General features: G+C 64.9%; 17 protein-coding genes. 11 read left to right on the forward strand and 6 right to left on the reverse strand.

Translation table 11 applies throughout. The features are described from left to right. Positions 1-325: 325 nt before the first annotated feature. Complete coding sequence (locus FA90_RS14795) at positions 326-2032, forward strand: histidine kinase famiy protein (RefSeq protein ID WP_036169913.1); 1707 nt, start codon at positions 326-328, stop codon at positions 2030-2032. 69 nt (positions 2033-2101) lie between these two features. On the opposite strand, the gene FA90_RS14800 is transcribed toward FA90_RS14795, so the two are convergent. After that, positions 2102-3607 (reverse strand): DEAD/DEAH box helicase, encoded by a 1506-nt coding sequence (locus FA90_RS14800; RefSeq protein ID WP_051971815.1) that lies wholly within the window; start codon positions 3605-3607, stop codon positions 2102-2104. A 356-nt stretch (positions 3608-3963) separates the two neighbouring features. Here FA90_RS14800 and FA90_RS14805 point away from each other — a divergent pair, with 356 nt between their 5' ends. Further along, positions 3964-5094 (forward strand): EF-hand domain-containing protein, encoded by a 1131-nt coding sequence (locus FA90_RS14805; RefSeq protein ID WP_036169923.1) that lies wholly within the window; start codon positions 3964-3966, stop codon positions 5092-5094. 3 nt (positions 5095-5097) lie between these two features. Here the strand turns inward: FA90_RS14805 and FA90_RS14810 are convergent, their stop codons facing one another. Continuing rightward, positions 5098-5715 (reverse strand): LON peptidase substrate-binding domain-containing protein, encoded by a 618-nt coding sequence (locus tag FA90_RS14810; RefSeq protein WP_036169924.1) that lies wholly within the window; start codon positions 5713-5715, stop codon positions 5098-5100. 143 nt (positions 5716-5858) lie between these two features. Between FA90_RS14810 and FA90_RS27535 the strand changes: the two genes are divergently transcribed. Both FA90_RS27535 and FA90_RS26510 read left to right on the forward strand, forming a co-directional pair. Beyond that, positions 5859-5990: a hypothetical protein gene (locus tag FA90_RS27535; protein ID WP_275041319.1), complete on the forward strand. Its 132-nt coding sequence runs from the start codon at positions 5859-5861 to the stop codon at positions 5988-5990. Beyond that, positions 5957-6139 (forward strand): hypothetical protein, encoded by a 183-nt coding sequence (locus FA90_RS26510; RefSeq protein ID WP_239700752.1) that lies wholly within the window; start codon positions 5957-5959, stop codon positions 6137-6139. Before FA90_RS27535 ends, FA90_RS26510 begins: the two co-directional genes overlap by 34 nt. A 24-nt stretch (positions 6140-6163) precedes the next feature. On the opposite strand, the gene FA90_RS14815 is transcribed toward FA90_RS26510, so the two are convergent. Beyond that, positions 6164-6598 carry a hypothetical protein gene (locus FA90_RS14815; protein ID WP_036169926.1) on the reverse strand — a complete coding sequence of 145 codons (435 nt, stop codon included), beginning with the start codon at positions 6596-6598 and terminating at the stop codon, positions 6164-6166. A 264-nt stretch (positions 6599-6862) separates the two neighbouring features. Between FA90_RS14815 and FA90_RS25075 the strand changes: the two genes are divergently transcribed. After that, on the forward strand, positions 6863-9067 hold the full coding sequence (locus FA90_RS25075) for a CHASE domain-containing protein (protein WP_051971816.1): 2205 nt from the start codon (positions 6863-6865) through the stop codon (positions 9065-9067). A 100-nt stretch (positions 9068-9167) separates the two neighbouring features. Further along, on the forward strand, positions 9168-10457 hold the full coding sequence (locus tag FA90_RS14825; protein ID WP_051971817.1) for a cytochrome P450: 1290 nt from the start codon (positions 9168-9170) through the stop codon (positions 10455-10457). A 3-nt stretch (positions 10458-10460) separates the two neighbouring features. Here the strand turns inward: FA90_RS14825 and FA90_RS14830 are convergent, their stop codons facing one another. Then, positions 10461-10913: a glycine zipper 2TM domain-containing protein gene (locus FA90_RS14830; protein WP_051971818.1), complete on the reverse strand. Its 453-nt coding sequence runs from the start codon at positions 10911-10913 to the stop codon at positions 10461-10463. A gap of 140 nt (positions 10914-11053) precedes the next feature. Then, positions 11054-11239, reverse strand: coding sequence for a hypothetical protein (locus FA90_RS14835; protein ID WP_036169927.1), 186 nt, complete (start codon positions 11237-11239; stop codon positions 11054-11056). A gap of 207 nt (positions 11240-11446) precedes the next feature. Between FA90_RS14835 and FA90_RS25080 the strand changes: the two genes are divergently transcribed. Both FA90_RS25080 and FA90_RS14850 read left to right on the forward strand, forming a co-directional pair. Then, positions 11447-12172, forward strand: a complete 726-nt coding sequence (locus FA90_RS25080) for a LexA family transcriptional regulator (RefSeq protein WP_156116718.1) — start codon at positions 11447-11449, stop codon at positions 12170-12172. 4 nt (positions 12173-12176) lie between these two features. Beyond that, a complete protein-coding gene (locus FA90_RS14850) occupies positions 12177-12461 on the forward strand; it encodes a hypothetical protein (protein ID WP_036169929.1) in 285 nt (94 codons plus the stop codon). Positions 12462-12507: 46 nt separating this feature from the next. Here the strand turns inward: FA90_RS14850 and FA90_RS14855 are convergent, their stop codons facing one another. After that, positions 12508-15237 carry a glycoside hydrolase family 3 C-terminal domain-containing protein gene (locus FA90_RS14855; RefSeq protein WP_239700753.1) on the reverse strand — a complete coding sequence of 910 codons (2730 nt, stop codon included), beginning with the start codon at positions 15235-15237 and terminating at the stop codon, positions 12508-12510. A gap of 119 nt (positions 15238-15356) precedes the next feature. Here FA90_RS14855 and nth point away from each other — a divergent pair, with 119 nt between their 5' ends. The 3 genes from nth (at position 15357) to FA90_RS26515 (ending at position 20250) form a co-directional block, all read left to right on the forward strand. Continuing rightward, complete coding sequence (nth, locus tag FA90_RS14860; protein WP_051971820.1) at positions 15357-16022, forward strand: endonuclease III; 666 nt, start codon at positions 15357-15359, stop codon at positions 16020-16022. A gap of 232 nt (positions 16023-16254) precedes the next feature. Beyond that, entirely contained in the window at positions 16255-18861 is a 2607-nt protein-coding gene (locus tag FA90_RS14865; protein ID WP_051971821.1) for a type VI secretion system Vgr family protein, read from the forward strand. A gap of 12 nt (positions 18862-18873) precedes the next feature. Beyond that, a complete protein-coding gene (locus FA90_RS26515) occupies positions 18874-20250 on the forward strand; it encodes a hypothetical protein (RefSeq protein WP_156116719.1) in 1377 nt (458 codons plus the stop codon).

Here is a 20250-nt window from a genome sequence, read left to right on the forward strand (position 1 = left end):
CAACCGATCTAAACCTACAAAAGATGATATTTTAGTTTAGATACCTTCTAACGTCATCCTTTTTTGCAACTATTGCAAACCAAAAACGACATGGCTTGCTTGACTTCCAGCCTTAATTTCGTTTAATAATTTCAATTCTCGAAAGCTGCGTATTATTGCAAAAGAGCACAGTTGCACCCATCTACTTACTCTAGGATGTAGTTGCTCCTCCTTTTTTGTCAATGGGCAAATGCCGCCCCTACGTGCGCGCCCTAACGGTGCACCCCGCCATGGCTGCGTAAAATCTACCATCGACAGATAAAGAATCGACCGAGGAGCTGAAGCAATGGCAACTGGCAGCGAAAAAGAAGAAGGCCTCCAAAAGGATCTCGAGACGCAGGGCGGCGGCCAGTCCGTGGGCGTGCCGGCCTCGGGCGAGGTCGAAGGCAATGCCTATTCGCCGCTCGGCAACCCCGGCGTCAAGCACTGGCAGGCCAGCTACATCGAGCGCGACGGGCTGGAAGACCGCGGCAACATCTTCTTTGCCGCGGTCGAGATGACGCGCATGCCGATGGTCGTCACCGATCCGCGCCAGGACGACGACCCGATCGTGTTCGCCAACGGCGCTTTCTTCGACCTGACCGGCTATACCAAGGAAGAAGTCATCGGGCGCAACTGCCGCTTCCTGCAGGGTCCGCAAACCGACCGCGCCACCGTCGCCGAGATCCGCCATGCGCTGCAGGAAGAGCGCGCGGTCGCGGTCGACATCCTGAACTACAAGAAGGACGGCACCCAGTTCTGGAACGCGCTGTTCACCGGACCGATCTTCGACCAGGACGGCCAGTTGCTGTACCACTTCGCCTCGCAGATGGACGTCACCGAGCGCCGCGTGTCGCAGGAAGCCTACCTGCAGGCGCAGAAGATGGAGGCGATCGGCCAGCTCACCGCCGGCATGGCGCACGACTTCAACAACCTGCTGCAGGTCATCAACGGCAACCTGGAAGTGGCCACCGTCAGCCTCGACAACCCGGCCGTCGCGCGCACGGCGATCGAGCGCGCGCAGCGCGCGGCCATGCGCGCGGGCAAGCTCACCCAGCAGCTGCTGACCTTCGCGCGCAAGCAGCGCCTCGAACCGAAGCGCATCAATGTCAACAACCTGGTGGTCGAGTTTTCCGAGATGCTGGTGCGTACGCTCGGCGACAAGATCGACCTGCGCCTGGACCTGCGCCCTGGCCTGCCGCTGTGCAATCTTGACCCGACCCACCTCGAGATGGCGCTGCTGAACGTCCTGATCAACGCGCGCGACGCCATGCCCGACGGCGGCGAGGTCACGGTCGGCACCGCGATCGTGCGCGGCGAGGACCGCACGCGCGCCCACAACCTGGCGCCCGGCACCTACATCACCCTGTGCGTGATCGACAAGGGCATCGGCATGCCACCCGACGTGCTGCGCCGCGCGACCGAGCCGTTCTTCACCACCAAGGGCCCGGGTACCGGCCTGGGCCTGGCGATGGTGCATGGCTTCGTGCAGCAGTCGCAGGGCCGCCTCGAGATCGAGAGCAAGCCGGGCGAAGGCACGATCGTGCGCATGATCTTCCCGATCGCCGGCAACAGCGTCGAACTCGATCCGGCGTCGGCGCAAACGCCGGGCATCATCGACAATACCTCCGCCAAGCTGGCCAGCGCCAAGCCGTGCGTGCTGGTGGTCGAGGACAACGACGACGTGCGCGAACTGGCCGAGAGCGTGCTGGAAATGTCCGGCTATGCGGTGCAATCGGCCGCCAGCGGCGAGCAGGCGCTGGCGCTGCTGGAACGGGGCGAGAAAGTCGACCTGCTGTTCACCGACGTGATCATGCCGGGCGGGATGAACGGCCTGGAACTGGTGGACAAGGTACGCCAGCAGCATCCGGCGATGCCGGTGCTGGTCACCACCGGCTACATGGACGAGCTGCCCGAGCGCGAGCGCAGCAAGGGCCTGGACATCCTGGCCAAGCCGTACAAGCACGAGGACTTGCTGGAACGGGTCAAGGCGGCGCTGGGCAAGACGGCGTAGAAACGGCTTCGGTAAACGACGACGCCCCGGCACGGGCCGGGGCGTCGGGTCGATGCACTATCCGCCTTGTTACGGCTTGGGCAAGCCGCCCAGCAGCGCCGCCAGCTTGGGCTTCGGCTTGGACGAGCCGGCCGGCGACGCGGCCTGCTGCTCCTTGCGCGGCGCGTTGGCCGGCTCGTAGGGCTTGAGGAACCACGGATCGATCTTCTCGCGGCGCGGGCCGGCAAAGCGCGGACCGCGCTCGCCGCCGCGCTCTTCGCTGCGGCCGGGGCGGCGATCGCCATAGCGTTCGTTGTCGCGCTCCGGACGCTCGCCGCGCGGCGGACGTTCGCCGCGTTCGCCGCCGCGTTCCGCACCGCGTTCAGCGCGATGGCCGCCACCCGCGCGCGCCGGCGCGAAGCCGGTCAGTTCGCCACGCGTGATGGTCTGCTTGATCAGCTTCTCGATGTCGGCCAGCAGGCGCTCGTCCTTGTCCGAGTAGACCGAGAGCGCGTCGCCGGTGGCGCCGGCGCGGCCGGTGCGGCCGATGCGGTGCACGTAGTCCTCGGCGTTGTACGGCAGGTCGTAGTTGATCACGCACGGCAGGTCGGTGATGTCGAGGCCGCGCGCGGCGACGTCGGTCGCGACCAGCACGTCGATGTCGCCGTTCTTGAAGGCGTCGAGCGCGGCGATGCGCTCCTGCTGGGTCTTGTCGCCGTGGATCGCCGAGGCCTTGACGCCGGCCTGCTCCAGAAAGCGCGCCAGGCGCGAAGCGCCGATCTTGGTGTTCGAGAACACCAGCACCTGCTTCAGGTCGCGCGCGCGGATCAGGTGCAGCACGACCTCGCGCTTCTGCTCTTCGTCGACCTTGTACAGCACCTGGGTGATCGAGGTGTTGGTGGCGTTGCTGCGCGCGACTTCGATGGTCAGGGGGTCGTTCAGGAAGCTGGCGGCCAGCTTCTTGATCTCGGGCGAGAAGGTGGCCGAGAACATCAGGTTCTGGCGCTTCTTGGGCAGCAGGTTGATGATGCGCTGCAGGTCGGGCAGGAAGCCCATGTCGAGCATGCGGTCGGCTTCGTCCATCACCAGCATCTGGACCTGGCCCAGGCTGATGTTCTTCTGCTCCACGTGGTCGAGCAGGCGGCCCGGCGTCGCGATCACGATCTCGACGCCTTTGCGCAGGAGTTCGGTCTGCGGCTTCATGTCCATGCCGCCGAAGACGACGGTCGAACGCAGCGGGGTATGCTGGGCGTAGGCCTTGACGTTGTCGGCGACCTGGATCGCCAGCTCGCGCGTCGGCGTCAGCACCAGCGCGCGCACCGCGTGACGGGCCGGCGACATGCTGGTGTTCGCGTGCGGCAGCAGGTTCTGGATGATCGGCAGCGAGAAGCTCGCGGTCTTGCCGGTACCGGTCTGGGCGGCGCCCATGACATCGCGGCCCTGCAGCACAACGGGAATGGCATTGGCCTGGATCGGGGTCGGGTGGACGTAACCCTGGTCCGACAGCGCGCGCTGGATCTCAGGCGCCAGGCCGAAATCGGCGAAACGCACGGTCGGTGCGTCGCCAGCATCAATGGTGGTCGATGTTTCAGACATGTTTTCTTTCGGCGTTAATTCGTTGCGCTCTACGGCCGGGCTCGTGCCTGGCAGGGCCCAACGCGGAAAGTGACGGGACGCGCCGGCGGTGCACTTGGCAAGGCGGGCGGCTTGGCTGCGTGGTCAGCACCGTGAAGCGCTGCACGGACGTAGAGATTGACATCGCGCTCAAGGTTACCTCAAATCCTACCCCCTGTATATGAAATCCTCGTTTTTCGGCCCTGGATTGCCATATTTTCATCGGTAGTCTCCGCCTTTCCCTTTACATTCCTTTACCCGGCTTTACATCCGGGCGCCCTCTTCCGGCCCCGCAGCGGGCCGATAATTGATGCAGTAAATCAACGCGAGGGCAGATCATGGTAACAAGCGTCACAGGCGGCAGCGCATCGAACTGGACCGACTCGGTCTTTTCCAAGCTCGACACCAAGAACCAGGGCTATATCGACCAGAGCGAATTCGCCAGCGCCCTTTCGAGCACCGGCAGCGCCACCGGCGGCAAGAGCGCGGGCGACGCCACGAGCGCGGACGACGCTTTCAGTGCGCTCGACGGCGATGGCGACGGCAAGATCACCAAGAGCGAGCTGACCGATGCGATGAACAAGCTGTCCGACCAGCTCAACGCGCAGTTCGACGCCGCGCGCGTGAGCGGCGGCATGGCGCCCGGCGGGGCGCCCAACGGTCCGCCGCCGGGCGAGGACGGCAGCAGCGACAGTGCCGACGCCAGCGGCAGTACCGGCGGCACCCAGCACGCGCACCATTATCATCATGCACAAAGCACGGACAGCAGCGACAGCGCCGACGCCACGGGCAGCGCCAGCGACATGGCCAGCGCCCTCGCCGCAGCCGGCGTGACCGGCGCCACGGCCGGCGCCGCCGACGGCAGCAGCACCGACGCATCCGACACCAGCGGCGACGGCAGCGACATGCTGGCAGCCGCCGGAGCAGCCAGCGGTGCGCGCGGCGCCGGCCATGCGCACGGTCCCCACGGCGGCGGCGGCGCCGACGGTCCTCCGCCCAGCGGCGCTGCAGGCGGCGCCGGCGCGGCCGGCAGCAGCGCCGGCACCGGCAGCACCGGCAGCACCAGCAGCACCGGCAGCACCAGCAGCACCAGCAGCACCAGCAGCACCAGTAGCGACCTGGCTGCCGACACCAATGGCGACGGCGTGGTCAGCGCGGAAGAACTGGCCGCTTACGAAGGCTCGCTGACCAGCAGCCTGGACGCCAGCAGCAGCAGCGGCGCCAATGGCAGCACGAGCGCAAGCAGCGGCGTCTCCGGTACCACCGGCGGCACGTCCGCCACCAGCGCCACCGACGCCGCCAACGGCACCGATCCTGCCCAGCAGCAGCGCGAGATCGCCCACGCGCTGCACCTGCTGCGCGCCTACGCCGACAACAGCGGCAACGGCGGCGCAAACGGCATGAACGCAAACGGCATGGACGCGAGCGCCGCCGACAGCAGCAGCGCCGGCATCAGCATCACGGTGTAAGAATCAGGAGGTGATCAGCCCGTGCTCGTCGAGCACGTCATGCAGCAGCTCGAGACGGATCACCGGATTGTCCAGCATGAGCATGTGCTGCTTTTGCTGGTTGGGCAGGGGCAGCAGTTCGCACCAGCGGTTGGCGACCCAGCCGCAATCGTCGAGGCGGAACGGCGGCTGCACCGGCCAGCGGCTCTGCGGCACGTCGTGCAGCGAGGCCAGCACGCGGTCGAGGGCGTCGGCCGCGCCCTTCAGGTCGGACGGGATGCGCACCTCGTGGTCGTCTTCCTGCAGCTCGACCTCGGCCATCCACAAGCCGTTCGAGCGGCACTCGCTGCCCAGCACCTGGAAGCGCGAGCCGCCACGGCACACCACCTGCAGCAGGCCCGGCGTCGATGCCGTCGTGTCCTGCACCGAAGCCAGCGTGCCCGAGCCGACGAAGCGCTCGGCGCCGGTGGGCGTGCGCACTTCCTGGCCATGCGTCAGCAGCACGACGCCGAACGGCGTGTCTTCCGTCAGGCAGTGGCTGATCATGTCGAGGTAGCGCACCTCGAAGATCTGCAGCGGCAGTACGCCGTCCGGAAACAGCACCGTGCTGAGAGGGAACAGCGGTAAGGTGAGCGTAGCCATGGCGGCATCATGACAGTTCGAGGCGCCGCATGGAGCACGATTGCGGCGCACCGCGACGAACTTGGAAACGTCTTCCGCGTCCCCGGCGAGCAGGTCAACACCGGCGTGGAAGCGCAGGCCACCGGCGAGATCGCCCCACCGGCATGCCCGAGGTACGCTCGTACATCCTGCTCGGCTACCGCCTGCCGATGCTGGACGGCCTGTCCGTCTCGGGCGGCTGGCAGCACATCGGCCGGCGCCCGTGCAACGAAGCCGGTGGATGGGCAAGGGCGTGATCCTGCGCGCGATGGTCGACAACGTCGCCGGCAAGCGCTACTGGTCGACGGTCGGTCCGGCCAACATCAGCGGCAGCAACAAGGACAACCCGACCGCCCACCTGGGCGCGCCGCGCACGGCATCGGTGTCGCTCGGCGTCGACCTGTAAGTCGCGTCAGAGCGTCTTCGCGGCCTAGTCCTCGGGGCCCTGCAGCGGCAGATCGCGCAGGTCCTCGAACAGCGCCTGCAGGCGCCAGCGCAGGCGCGGCCAGCCCGGATCAGGTTCGGGCAGCACGTGCACGACGATGCGGGCGCCGGGGGCGGCGTCGCAGGCGAAGGGGTAGCTGCCGGCCTGCTCGAACGGCAGGCGGAATACGTGGCCGGGCGCGACCAGCACCTGGCCGAACACGTGCGGCGCGCGGTCGCGGTTACGCAGCAGCAGGACGTCGCTCACGCCCAGCGTCAGGCGCAGCTCGGCGGGCACCGACGGCGCTCTCGTCGCCGCAGCGCGCGTGAACTCCAGCGGCCGCTCGCGCGTCGCCCCGCCGAGCGGCGCCAGCGCCGCCAACAGCAGCACGAGCAGCAGGCTGCCGGCCAGCCCCCATTGGAAGCGCAGCAGAAGGCTCACGCGCGCCCCCCGCGCGCAGGCATGCAAGTGTGCGTACGCGCGCACGTCCACGCATGCGCGCGCAGGCATGGCAGGCAAGGCATCGCGGTCGGAATCGGGGCCGTCGGGCTCGGGAAGGACACAGTGTTCACATTGTAGCGTTTTGTGCGCCTGCCCGGCAGATAGATGCGTATGCTACCCCTTCGACGGCGCGTTTCCCTTGCCGGCAACGGACCCACTTGTCACGCCCTTTGTCGCGTATTGCCTATGCCCCGTTCAGATTCATTGCAGTCCAGCCATCGTCATGCCCAGCACCGTCCGGCCGTCATTCCGCTGGTCCTGGCCGCGCTGGTCTTCCTTGCGGTCCTGATCGTCACCTATGCGGTGGCCGAGAGCGCGCGCCGCGCCACGCGTACCGACCTGGAAGACGACTTCGACTACCGCGCGCGCGACTTTTCCAGCGCCATCGTGCGCCGCATGAACGTCTACGAGGAGGTGCTGGAGGCCACGCGCGGCTTCCTGCGCGGCTCGCCCGAGGTCAGCAACGCCGACTTCGCCGACTATTTCACGCTGCTGCGGCTGAAGGAGCGCTTTCCCGGCATCGAGGCGCTCGGCATCGCCGCGATCGCGCCTTCCGGACCGCACGACGTGAAGACCACGGTCACGCATATCCTGCCGCTCGACGAGCGCAACCGGCGCGCGCTCGGCTACGACATGTTCAGCGAACCGGTGCGGCGCGCGGCGATGGAGGCGGCGCGCGACAGCGGCCGCGCCGCCGCCACCGGCAAGGTGACGCTGGTGCAGGAAGGCGCGCGCACGGGTGCCGCCGCCCCTTCGGGCTTTTTGCTGTACGTGCCGGTCTACCGCAGCGGCGCGCCGCGCGAATCGGTCGAGGGGCGCCGCACCGCCATCCTCGGCTGGGTCTACTCGCCGTTCCGCATGGACAACCTGATGCGCGGCCTGGGCGGCGAACAGGCCGGCGACCTCGAGATCGAACTCTACGACGGCGCCGCCGCCGCGGAAGGCGCCCTGCTCTACCGCTCGTCCAACGTGCGCGCACCGGGCAGCCGCCACCATTTCAAGTATGACGCCACCATCGACACCGCCGGACGCCACTGGCTGCTGCGGGTGCGCTCGTCGGCGCGTTTCGAGTCGACGCTCGGCAAGCGTCACACGCTCGCGATCGCGCTGACCGGCCTCGGCCTGGGTCTGCTGCTGTCGCTGGTGGTGTGGCTGCTGGCCACCGAACGGCGGCGCGCGCTGCAGCTGGCCGATGCCATGACGCTCGAGCTGCGCGTCTCGCGCGACCGCATCGACGCCGAACGCGAGCGCATCCGCCTGATCCTGCAGAACGCGTACCACGCCTTCGTCGGCGTCGACCCGGCCGGACGCATCACCGATTGGAACCGCCAGGCCTGCAAGCTGTTCGGCTGGCGCGACGAGGAGGCGCTTGGCCGCGACGCGCTCGAGCTGCTGCTGCCGCAAGCACAGCGCGACGACCTGCGCGCCTGCCTGCTGCGCCTGGCCGACGGCGGCCGCTGCGAGATGCTGGCCGGGCCGACCGAGATGACGCTGCTCGAGCGCCACGGCGAGGAAATCCCGGTCGAGATCGCGATCACCGCGCAGAATACGCCGCAGGGTTTCGCCATCACCGCGTTCGTGCGCGACATCCGCCCGCGCAAGCAGGCCGAGGAGCGCGAGCGCCAGCGCCAGCAGCGCCTGGACGAAGCGCGCGCGGCCCTGGTGCGCTCGCAAAAGCTGGAAGCGGTCGGCCACATGACCGGCGGCGTGGCGCACGACTTCAACAACATCCTGCACATCATCAGCGCCAACGTGCAGCTCATGCTGCGCAACGAAGAAGGCGTCCGCAAGCGCCTGCTCAGCATCATGGATGCGGTCGAGCGCGGCAAGAAGCTGACCGGCCAGCTGCTGGCCTTCGCCCGGCGCCAGCCGCTGCATCCGAGCGTGGTGCGGCTGACCGACATGATCGAGCGCATGGACAGCCTGCTGCACCGCGCCGCCGGCGATGCGGTCGAGATCCGCTTCGCCATCCCGTCCGAGCCGTGGAACGCGCTGGTCGACCCGAACCAGCTGGAAAACGTGCTGCTCAACCTGGTGATCAACGCGCGCGACGCGATGGAGCACGGCGGCGCGATCACGATCGCGCTGGCCAACCTGACGGTGGCGCCGGGCGACGCCATGGCCGACACCGGCGTCAGGCCGGGCGAATTCGTCACCGTGGCGGTGAGCGACACCGGCAGCGGCATGCCGCCTGAAGTGATGGAGCGCGCCTTCGAGCCCTTCTTCACCACCAAGCCCGAGGGCAAGGGCACCGGCCTGGGCCTGTCCATGGCGCACGGCTTCGTCAAGCAGAGCGGCGGCCATATCCGCCTGTCCAGCACGCCGGACAAGGGCACGACCGTCACGCTGTTCCTGCCGCGCGCGCGGCAGGACACGCCGGACCCGGTGTTCGCGCCAGTGCCGCACTGACGCCAGCAGGCGTCGAGGCGGCGGCCGAGCAAACTGAACGTGCGCCGCTCAGGTACTGCGGGCCGCTACACTGGGCTTTGATTTTTGCAGGAGCGATTCAATGGCACAGACTCAACACTGCGACGCGCGCAAGGTACTGCCGCGCGTCGGCGGCTTCGACAGCACGCTGTCCCTGCTGCGCGAGGGCTACCGCTTCGTGCCGCGCCGCTGCGAGGAGCTCGGCGCCGACGCCTTCAGCACCCGCATCATGCTGCAGCAGGCCCTGTGCGTGCGCGGCGAGGACGCGGCGCGCATGTTCTACCAGCCCGGCCGCTTCACGCGCCGCCATGCCCTGCCCGCCACCAGCATGGCGCTGCTGCAGGACTTCGGCAGCGTGATGGCGCTGGACGGCGAGCAGCACCGCAAGCGAAAGGCGATGTTCATGTCGTTGTACGGGCCGCTCGAGCGCCAGCGCCTGGTCGGCCTGATCGTGGCCCAGTTCCGCGCCCACTTCGCGCGCTGGCCCGAGCTGTCTTCGGTCAACGTGCACAAGGCGGCGCAGGAAGTGCTGTGCCATGCGACCTGCCAATGGGCCGGCGTGCCGGTCGCGCTCGACGAAGTGCGCCAGCGCACCGCGGAATTTGCCGCGATGATCGACGCCGCCGGCTCGGCCGGACCGCGCAACTGGCGCGCCCTGCTGATCCGAAACCGCACTGAACACTGGGCGCGCGCGCTGATCGACGCCGTGCGCGCCGGCCGGATCCAGCCGGCCTTCGACAGCCCCCTGAACGTGATCGCGCGCCACCGCGACGCCGACGGCCAGCTCATCAGCCGCAAGGACGCGGCGGTGGAACTGATCAACATCCTGCGCCCGACCGTGGCGGTGGCGCGCTACATCGCCTTTGCCGTGCTGGCGCTGCACCAGCATCCGGAATACCGGCTGCGCGCCGCGAGCGCCGGCGACGAGTGGCTGACCATGTTCGCGCAGGAGGTGCGGCGCTTCTATCCGTTCATCCCGGTGATGGGCGGACGCGCCCAGCACGACTTCGAATGGCGCGGCATGCAGGTGGAAAAAGGGACGTGGGTGCTGCTCGACCTGTACGGGACCGACCACCACCCGGACATCTGGGGCGACCCCGAGGTGTTCCGCCCGGAGCGTTTCGAGCGCTGGCAGAGCAGCGGCTTCGACTTGATCGCGCAAGGCGGCGGCGACCACTATTCGGGCCACCGCTGTCCCGGCGAATTCATCACGATGGACATCGTCAAGGCGGCAGTCAAGCTGTTCGCCGCCGAGATCGAATACGAAGTGCCGCCCCAGGACCTGTCGATCGATCTGGGGCGGGTGCCGACCCTGCCCACCAGCGGCATGCTGGTCGAGCGGGTGCGGCTGCTGGGTGCAGCCGAATCGTAACTCTTAGTCGCGGATCAGGCGGCCTTCGGCGACACGCACGCGCTCGCCGCCACGGAAGCGCGGGGCGCCCTGCTCGGTGAAGGTACGGTAGCCGCCGCGCGCCATCTTGACGCGCACGTCGGTGTAGGTCTGCGATTTCATGTTGCGCTCGACGTGGTTGCCGGCATACGCGCCGCCCGCGGCGCCGGCCACGGTCGCCAGGGTCTGGCCGCGGCCGCTGCCGACCTGGTGGCCCAGGATACCGCCGAGCAAGGCACCGCCGACCGCGCCCACGCCGCTGCCGCGTTCGGCTGCGCGCTCGTAGTTATGGGTCGACACGACCGTGCCGCAGTTCATGCAGGCGGCTTCGGAATGGTGTTGCGGCGCGGCCTGGCTCAGCGACGGCACGGCGCCGGCCGCCAGCAGGGCGGCGGAAAAAGCGGTACTGGCGGTGAAACGGGTGACGAACGATTTCATGATTTTCTCCCTCACATTGTTTTAACAAGCATGATTACAGCATAGTGAGCACGATTAGATGGAGAAATAGTAAAACGGTATCAATTGCAAGCATCTGTAACGAACTTGGCAATTATCCTTGCCCTGCCGCCCCACTTCCCTCAACGCCTGGCTTTGCGACGCGTCCGCCACTGCTTCATCGGCGTAGAGTGATACCACTGGAATCCAATCCAGAAAATCGATGCCAGAGCGGCCAGCGGCGGCAATGCGCTCGCAAACCAGCCGAATACCGTGGCGCCCGCCGACAACAGCGAAATGCCCTCAAGGATGACTTTGAGGTTGCCCATGATCTTCCCTCCAGATGAATGTCGTGCTCTAAACACGGCGTTGATGCACGTCCGCACGCCCGCGCAGACGCTCCCATACTGTTGTTTTCGCTCAATATACAAACAGTCGGGCTATGCATTATTAAACATCATGTTTATAATCGAAGTCAACAAGATGTGTAACACTGTGTGTTTAGTTAAATGGACAATCCGCTCATGCACGAACAGATGAAACGCCTCTACGAGGCAGCCGAAGCGCTGGCGGGTTTGAAGACCCAGGCGGAGATCGCCCGGGCCCTGAACCAGTCGCAGCAAACGGTCAACAATTGGGAAGCGCGGGGCATCTCGAAAGCGGGTTTGCTGAAGGCGCAAAGCGCGATCGGCTGCTCCGCTACCTGGCTCGAGACCGGCGCCCCGCCGATGGCGCTGGCGCCGCACCTGGCCGATAAGGGTGCGCCGGCGTTCGCCGCGGCCAGCCCCGACCATCCCTTCCTGACCGATGCCCGGGGCGTGCGCATCGGCGACGAACCCGACACCATCCCGATCCGGCGCGTGAGCCTGAAGCTGCACGCCGGCGTGACCGGCTTCGAGACCGAACCGGAGCTGGAAGACGGCGGCGTGCTGCACATGCCGCGCGCCGTCATCGAGGCGCACCGGCTGGCGCCGCACCAGCTGCTGGCGATCCGCGTGCGCGGCCAGAGCATGGAACCGATGATGTTCGAGGATGACGTGGTGGTCGTGAACACCGCGGACAAGGAGCCGGTCAGCCGCGAGATCTACGCCGTCAACTTCAATGGCGAAGCCCTCGTCAAGCAGCTCCTGCGGCGCAACAACGAATGGTTCCTGCAATCGATGAACCCGGACTTCGGCCCGGTCAACGTACGCAGCGGCCAGTGCAGCATCGTCGGGCGCGTGGTCTACCAGCCGGGCCGGGTGCTGACCGGGCGGCTGTAACGCCATGAAGATCGAGGTGGCGGTCGCCGAGCTGTGCAGCGTGCGCCTGGCGCTGGCTTTCGTGGATGCGGCGTGGGTGCGGCCGGGACCGGGGGACGCCTTGATCGCCCGCCTCGGCCCCTACCTGCCGCCGCTGCCGCTGATGCTGGTGGACGCCGGCGGCGGCGTGCACGCGCACTTCCAGACCGGCGTGTTCGCGGCCCTCGCGGCCCTGGCGCGCGGCGGCTTGACGCCGTTCACGGTCGACCTGGACTTGCCGCCGCCATCGCACGAGCCGCCGCCGTTCTAGCCTCGCACGCGCGGGCGCATGACGCGCGCGTGCGAGGGTCGCTGCTTTACTGCGGCAGCGCCTGCGCCGTGCCGGTCACCGTCAGGCGCGCCGTCACGTTCTGCGCATGACGCGGCTGGCCGCCGCCGAGATACAGCTTGTAGCCGCCCGGGACCAGCTTGCGCACGCCCTGCGCATCGACCAGCGACAACGCACGCGCGTCCAGGCTCAGGCTGACCTGGCGATGCTCGCCGGCTTTCAGATGCACGCGGCGCATCCCGGCCAGCACCGGGTTGGCGCGGTCGTTCGGCTTTTCGACGTACAGCTGCACCACCTCGTCGCCATCGCGCTTGCCGGTGTTGGCGACGTCGACCGTGACATCGACCCTGAGCTGCGCAGCATCGCCGGCGCGCACCGAGGCCGTCGACAGCGTCGGCGTCGCGTAGCGGAAGGTGGTGTAGCTCAGGCCGTGGCCGAACGGGTACAGCACCTCGCCCTTGAAGTAGCGGTAGGTGCGCCCGTCCATGCGGTAGTCGCCAAAGGCCGGCAGCTGGTCGGCCGATTTATAGAAGGTCACCGGCAAGCGTCCGGCCGGGCTGTAGTCACCGGCGATCAGGCCGGCCACGGCCTGGCCGCCCTCTCCGCCCGGATACCAGGCTTCGACGATGGCCGGCACATGCTTGTCGGCCCAGTTGACCGACAAGGCGCTGCCGTTCATCAGCACCAGCACGACCGGCTTGCCGGCCGCGTTCACGCGCTCGAGCAGCTGCTCCTGCGGCGCCGGCAGGTCCAGGCTGGTGCGGTCGCCGCCATTAAAGCCCGGCACCTTGATCTTGAGTTCCTCGCCTTCCAAGCTTGCGTTCAGGCCGCCCACGAACACGACCAGGTCGGCCCGGCGCGCCAGCTCGACCGCTTCCTGGCCCATGTCGACGGGCGGGCTCCAGACCAGCTTCTGGTCGCCGCGCGCGCCGCGCTGCACGGCCTCGATCCGGATCGGCACCACCTGCCCGGCCTGCAGGGTCGCGCTGCCGGCTTCCAGCGACGGCGAATCCATCACGTCCCAGGCATCGACGATCTGCTTGCCGCCCAGCCAGATGCGGTAAGGACCGGTGCTCATGTAGCGCAGGCGATAGGTGCCCGCTCCCTGCGCCTTGAAGAAGCCGGTCCAGCGGATCGACGAATTGCGCTTGTCGTCCTGCCAGTCGACGCGGGCGTTGCGCTCGACCGTGCTCGATGCCGGCGCGCCGGCCAGCTCGGCGCCATTGAAATGCTCGGCCTTCAAGCCCGGCGTCGTGCAGGCGGCGTCCGCGCACAGCACGCCGTCCGGCACCGGCGGCTCGGCCGGACCGGCCAGGCCGGTGCCCGGCGCATAGTCGACCTGCGCGTCCGGGAAGCGCGCACGGATCCCGTCCAGCACCGTCACCGGATGGCCCGGCTGGCCGTTGTAATTGCCGACCAGGGCGTCGACGCTGTCCGCGTTCGGGCCGATCACGGCGATGCGCCTGGGCGCGCGCGCCAGCGGCAGCACGCCGTCGTTCTTGAGCAGCACCATCGATTCCTGCGCCATCTTCAAGGCGACCGCGCGGTGCGCCGGCGTGTCGACGTCGGCCGGTGCGATGGCGGCGAAGGCTTGCGGCGGCGCCGGGTCGAACAGGCCGAGCTGGAACCGCGCGACGAACAGGCGCTGCAGCGCGCGGTCGACCGTGGCCTGGGGCAGCAAGCCCTGGCGCACCGCGTTGGCGATCGGGCCGGCTTCGGTCGTCATGCCGTTGCGGTAGTCGCCGCAGATCAGGTCCATGCCGGCCTTGAACGCGGCGGCGACGGCCTGCTCCGGCGTCTGCGTGTAATGCAGACTGTCCTGGCGGTAGATGTTGGCGGCGGCGCCGCAGTCGGACACCACGAAGCCCTTGAAGCCCCAGGCCTGGCGCAGGTGCGCTTCCAGCAGGTCGGTGTTGGCGCAGGCCGGCACGCCGTCGACGGCGTTGTAGGCGCACATGACCGAATCGACCTTGGCCTCGGTGACGGTGGCGCGGAAGGCCGGCAAATAGGTGTCTTCGAGGTCATGCTTCGATGGATGAATGTCCTCGCGATGGCGGTTCGATTCCGGCCCGCTGTGCACCGCGAAGTGCTTGGAGGTGGCGATGGTCTTGAAGAAGGCCGGGTCGTTGCCCTGCAAGCCCTTGATGAAGCCGACGCCCATGCGCGAGGTCAGATAGGGGTCTTCGCCATAGGTTTCCTGTCCGCGACCCCAGCGCGGATCGCGGAAGATATTGATGTTGGGCGACCACACCGTCAGGCCGCGGTACCAGTCGGTGCCGCCGTCCGGGTCGCGCGTTTGCAGGTACTTGGCGCGAAATTCGGTGGCGATGACGTCGCCGGTCTGCTGCATCAGCGCCTCGTCCCAGGTCGCGGCCATGCCGACCGCCTGCGGGAACACGGTCGCCACGCCCGCGCGCGCGACACCGTGCAGGCCCTCGTTCCACCAGTTGTACTTGGGGACGCGCAAGCGCGGGATCGCCGGCGCGGCGTTACCCAGCTGGGCGGCCTTTTCCTCGAGCGTCATGCGCGAGACCAGGTCGGCGGCGCGCTGTTCGGGGCTGAGGTGGGGGTCGAGGTAGGCGGGGTTGCCGGCTCGGGTTGCCTGGGCTTGGACTGTAGTCTGCGCCTGTGCCTGGGCCATGGAACAGCCGAGCAGGCCGATGGCGAGCGCCAGGGTGGTCAAGGGTACGGCGTGTGCTGGTGCGAAGCGCGTCATCGTGGTCTCCATGTGCTTGTTGTTGTCGATAAATGTTAGCACGGAGATCATTTTGTTATCGCAAACAATTTACGGCTTGTTGTCGCGCTGTGCGGCATGGCACGGAAGTTTGCGGCGGGTCTTCCTAAGCTGTATCCATTCCCCTGTTAAGGACACGGCACATGGATAAGCACCCCTTCGATATCGACGTCGCGCTGGCGCGCATCGAGGACGCCGTGCGGCCCTGGCCGAAAGCCGCCCTGTTCCTGCTGGCCGAGGAAGGTTTCACGTCGACCTTCGAGCAGCTGCTGGCCTGCATGATCTCGATCCGCACCTACGACGAGGTGACGCTGCCGGTTTCGCGCCGCCTGTTTGCGCGCGCACGGTCGCCGGCGCAGGTCGCGGCGCTGTCGTGGGAAGAACTGGATGAGTTGATCAGTCCCTCGACCTTCCACGAGCGCAAGGCGAAGCAGATGCTGGCGATTGCGCGCGAGGTATCGTCCTGGTTCGGGGAGGTACTGCCGGGGGAACGGGACGTGCTGCTGTCATTTCCCGGCGTCGGACCGAAATGCGCGAACCTGGTGCTGGGCGTGGCATGCGGGACGCCGGTGATCAGCGTCGATATCCATGTGCACCGGGTGACCAATCGCTGGGGATATATCGCGGCGCCGACGCCGGAAAAATCCATGGTGGCGCTGGAGCGGACGCTGCCGCAAGAACACTGGATCGATATCAATCGCTTGCTGGTGCCGTTCGGGAAGCACATATGCACCGGGACGCGGCCACACTGCTCGACTTGTCCGGTGCTGGACATGTGCGCGCAAGTCGGCGTGACGGAGCATCGGTAAGTCTGCTTGGCCGATTGCGCTGACTGTGGCGCTTGGGGCTACGCATTGTCTCCGATGGGAAAGCCGCTTGCGATTGAGCAAATTGCAGTATCGCATGCTCTTGAATAATGACAATCGCTCTTCTTGAACAGCGTCGATGCGCTGGCTTCGGAGGACATTGCGATTCCGGGCGCATACCCGCACTGGCGTAGACCCCGGCCCATCGGTTCATCTTCGGCATTCAGGACGGTGTATGGCCAATTACCGCCGCTCGATTCACGACCTCATCTACGGAAGACAAACCAACCGCATCCTGCGCCTGTCGTTTCCGAATAACGACGCGCCCGCTTCTCAATTCCTGGTCAACAAGCTCGACGCGGTAGAAAGCCTGTCGAAAGATTTCGAATTCACGGTCGAGCTGTTATCCGACGATGCCGGCATTGCCTTGAAAGAGATGCAAGGCAAGCTGCTCGGCATCGAACTGGTGCGCCAGGATGGCAGCCTGCGCTACTTCTCCGGCTACGTATTCAGCTTCCGGCGCCGTAATGACGATGGCGGCATCACCTTTTATGAGGCGAGGCTGGGCCCCTGGCTGAAATTCCTCAGCCTGCGCCACGATAACTACCTGTTCCACGGCCGGACCATGCGCGAACAGATGGAAAGCATCTGCCGCGACTACGGCATTTATCCGGTATGGGACTGGCGCGTCACGGCCGACGATCCCGTGATGACCGATGCCTGCCAATTCAACGAAAGCGACTTCAATTACCTGAGCCGGCGCTGGGAAGCCGCCGGCTGGTATTACTGGTACGAGCACGACGCCGGCGGCCACAAGCTCGTGGTGGCCAGCGACTCGACTCAAGCGCCGGCCATCGACGGCGGCGCCAACGTCCGCTTTCACGGCGCCGGCGGCGCTACCGAAGAAGACGCCATCGACCAGTGGTCGCCGGCGCGCCAGGTGATGCCGTCGAGCTTTGCGCTGGCCGGATTCAACTTCAAGGAAGCCATGCCGTCGAACGTCGACGTGCCGACCTTGAACCAGCAAGGCAATGTGCCCGACATCGAATCCTACGAATACACGGGCGCCTACGGCATTCGCGATCGCAGCGATGGCAATGCCCAAAGCCGGCTGCGCATGGAAGAAATCGAAGCGATCGCAAAGTCAGTCGATGCAGAGGGAAACAACCGCTTCCTGATGCCCGGGCGGTGGTTTCAACTGGTCGACCATTTCAATCACGGCGCGTATCGCTACAGCAGCGCAGGCAAGGACGACTTCCTGATCCTGTCGGTCCGCCACGTTGCGACTAACAACTATCTGCAGGATGAGGATCAAAAGATCCAGTACCGCAACAGGCTCACCTGCAGCCGCCGGGATATTCCGTGGCGTCCAGGGCGTGGCTTCAACAGCCGCGATACCAGGATTCTTGCGCCGCAAACCGCGACCGTGGTCGGCCCGAACGGCCAGGACAGCATCTACACCGACGAATACGGCCGGGTACGGGTGCAATTTCATTGGGACCGGATCGGCGAGCAGGACGAACGCAGCTCCGCGTGGGTACGCGTGTCGAGCGCCTGGGCCGGCGCGGAACTCGGGGCCGCGGCGATTCCGCGCATCGGCACCGAAGTCATCGTTCAGTGGCTGGATGGGTGCCCGGACCGGCCGATCATCACCGGCGCCGTATTCAATGCGCGGAATATGCCGCCTTGGGCCTTGCCGTCGCAGCATGCGCTGACCGGATTGCGCAGCCGCGAGCTGGCGCCGAATGCGGGGAATGCGGCGGGCGGGCGGAGTAATCATCTGATTCTGGACGATACGTATCAGAGGATTCAGGCGCAGCTGAGGAGCGATCATCAGCATAGTCAGTTGTCGCTGGGGTATATCACGCGGATTGAAAATGGCAGTGGGCGCAGGGAAGCGCGTGGAGAAGGTTTCGAGCTACGAACGGATGGGCATGGGGTGGCGCGTGCGGCTGGCGGAATGCTGATCAGCACAGAGAGTCGACAACGCGCTCAGTCGTCCGTGAAGGAGATGGGCGAAACCTATCAGAGGCTCACTGCCGCAACAGAACAACAGCAACTTCTGGGTGATCTCGCACAAAAGAGTGGCGCTCAGGACACAGGCGACAATCAATCTGGTGTTGCACATGTTTTACAGGCGCAGAGCAAGGAAATCGCCGGAGCCGCCTCCGGCGCCGGCAATTTCCCAGAGCTTGCTCAGCCGCATATGGTTCTTGCCAGCCCAGCCGGCATTGCGAGCACCACTGCCCAATCGACACATATCGCGAGCGATCTCAACACCGCTATCACGACCGGCAAGAGCATCGCCATTGCAGCCGGGGATGCATTCTTTGCAAGTGTTCGCCAAACCTTCAGGTTATTCGTGCAAAGGGCCGGGATGAAGCTTATAGCGGCTTCTGGCGATATTGACGTTAAAGCTCTGAGCGAAAGCATCAATCTGCTTGCCGAACTGAACATGACCCAGACTGCCAATCGCATCATCATCAGCGCCAAGGAAGACATCGTGATCAACGGCGGTGGCAGCTATGTGAAGTTCACTGCAAGTGGGATCGAACATGGGACAAGCGGGACTTTCGTCGCCCATGCGGCCACACACGATTTTGTCGCAGCAAAGAACATGGCTGCGCCCGACTTAAAGAGCGATGTGGTTGATGTCGCAGTGAAGCGAGACCTTCACCTGGAATATGTGGATGCGGACGACAACCCTCTGCAGCATGATCCTATTCAAGCCCATGCGTGGGATGGGCAAACACACGACAGAGCGTTAGATAGCGAAGGAAAGACTACCCTAACTAACGTTTCCCGTGGCTCGTTCCGCGCAGAACAGACCAAAAGGAAATAGTCGAGGTGATCGATGCCAGATAGCAAAACTAAAGACAGCAGTGACCTGACCATTCAAGAACATTGCATTGACCTGCCAGGAGAAAGTGTCCAGTGTTGGATAGGTGGGGGCACTGACAAACTTAAAGTGATTCTGCGGAAGCATCGTGACGTGATCTTTGATATCCATCTTGGGAATGGGAAGACCTATTCCTTGGAGACGACCGAATCTGACTTCTATAACACTCGTGAGAAAAAGCTCGTCTGCGCCGCACGACAAGGCAGAGTGACGTTCAACGATGGCGAGCGGATGCACGTCTGGGTCAGCAGAGGCTTTCGTGGCTCGCTTATTCTTAAATGCGATGGCCACGTCCTTTCGGAGGTCAAGCCAAACGAGTGGGACACGCATCGGTACAGCGATGACCCCAAAGAGAAACCCGCTCCGATTATTGTCGCAATCGGTCACCAATCCAATCCACAGAAGCCTATTACGCCTCTAACAGCCACGAACAAAGAAACATCCAACAACGATGAACAATCGCTTCATGTGCATGAGCTATCGAAAGAAGGAGCTCCTTCCTATATATTGAAGTTTTTTGAAGAGGGCGGAGACTCGTTACATTGGGACAAGAAAGACATCATCACTCGGAACTGGATTTTCGCGCAATTAGGAGGAGCAGAAGCGTATATGTTCGACAATCGAGCATGGATAAAGGAGCTTTTGAATTGCGAATTTAAACTACTGAAGGTGATTCACAAATCAGGCACAAAGATTTACGTTGTTTTCAACGGAAATAACAAGCTCCGAGAGCTCATGTCCGCGACAAAATATGGTTTGCAACATCCCAAGATCCTAAAGATCACAGGGGGTGCAGGTGGAGCAAAACAAACATGGGAGGCGACAGGTGGAGCAGTTAAGGACTCGATCAAATTATTTGCTAAGGAAGAAGGAAAAATGGTATTGAAAGGCGCTGGCTTAGCTGTCGTTCTAACGATCGGTATGGACATGGCCGAGTGGTATAAGGACTATTCTGAAATTGGTCCAGACGGAAAGCGAAAAAAAGATCTTTATGACTTAGCAGGGAAAGTCGGAATCGATCTGGTAAAAGGAGGATTAGTGGCAGCCCTTACTACAGCGACAATAGCTACCTGTTTTAGCGCCGTAGCAGGCGTCGTGGTTACTGCGGCAGCTGCCCCAGTAATTTTGGTAGTTTTAGGCACAATTGCTGTAAGCGTAGTCTTGGCCTACGCTGTTGACAGGATCGACAAAGCAATTGCGGAGAAAGCCGGAGAGCAAGACAGTGCAACATGGGTTACGAAAAAGTTGCGTCATATACCTCAGTATCTTCTCGAAACAACTAAAGATACGAGATATAAACATTACTCCATAACCCGCGAAAGCCCAATTTAA

The organism is Massilia sp. 9096 (assembly GCF_000745265.1).
Taxonomy (GTDB): domain Bacteria; phylum Pseudomonadota; class Gammaproteobacteria; order Burkholderiales; family Burkholderiaceae_D; genus Telluria.

What these genes read in the sequence shown, in the direction of transcription:
- FA90_RS14795 (WP_036169913.1), top strand. Translation starts at nt 326, where the DNA reads ATGGCAACTGGCAGCGAAAAAGAAGAAGGCCTCCAAAAGGATCTCGAG.
- FA90_RS14800 (WP_051971815.1), bottom strand. Translation starts at nt 3,607, where the DNA reads ATGTCTGAAACATCGACCACCATTGATGCTGGCGACGCACCGACCGTG.
- FA90_RS14805 (WP_036169923.1), top strand. Translation starts at nt 3,964, where the DNA reads ATGGTAACAAGCGTCACAGGCGGCAGCGCATCGAACTGGACCGACTCG.
- FA90_RS14810 (WP_036169924.1), bottom strand. Translation starts at nt 5,715, where the DNA reads ATGGCTACGCTCACCTTACCGCTGTTCCCTCTCAGCACGGTGCTGTTT.
- FA90_RS27535 (WP_275041319.1), top strand. Translation starts at nt 5,859, where the DNA reads ATGCCCGAGGTACGCTCGTACATCCTGCTCGGCTACCGCCTGCCGATG.
- FA90_RS14825 (WP_051971817.1), top strand. Translation starts at nt 9,168, where the DNA reads ATGGCACAGACTCAACACTGCGACGCGCGCAAGGTACTGCCGCGCGTC.
- FA90_RS14830 (WP_051971818.1), bottom strand. Translation starts at nt 10,913, where the DNA reads ATGAAATCGTTCGTCACCCGTTTCACCGCCAGTACCGCTTTTTCCGCC.
- FA90_RS14835 (WP_036169927.1), bottom strand. Translation starts at nt 11,239, where the DNA reads ATGGGCAACCTCAAAGTCATCCTTGAGGGCATTTCGCTGTTGTCGGCG.
- FA90_RS25080 (WP_156116718.1), top strand. Translation starts at nt 11,447, where the DNA reads ATGAAACGCCTCTACGAGGCAGCCGAAGCGCTGGCGGGTTTGAAGACC.
- FA90_RS14850 (WP_036169929.1), top strand. Translation starts at nt 12,177, where the DNA reads ATGAAGATCGAGGTGGCGGTCGCCGAGCTGTGCAGCGTGCGCCTGGCG.
- nth (WP_051971820.1), top strand. Translation starts at nt 15,357, where the DNA reads ATGGATAAGCACCCCTTCGATATCGACGTCGCGCTGGCGCGCATCGAG.
- FA90_RS14865 (WP_051971821.1), top strand. Translation starts at nt 16,255, where the DNA reads ATGGCCAATTACCGCCGCTCGATTCACGACCTCATCTACGGAAGACAA.
- FA90_RS26515 (WP_156116719.1), top strand. Translation starts at nt 18,874, where the DNA reads ATGCCAGATAGCAAAACTAAAGACAGCAGTGACCTGACCATTCAAGAA.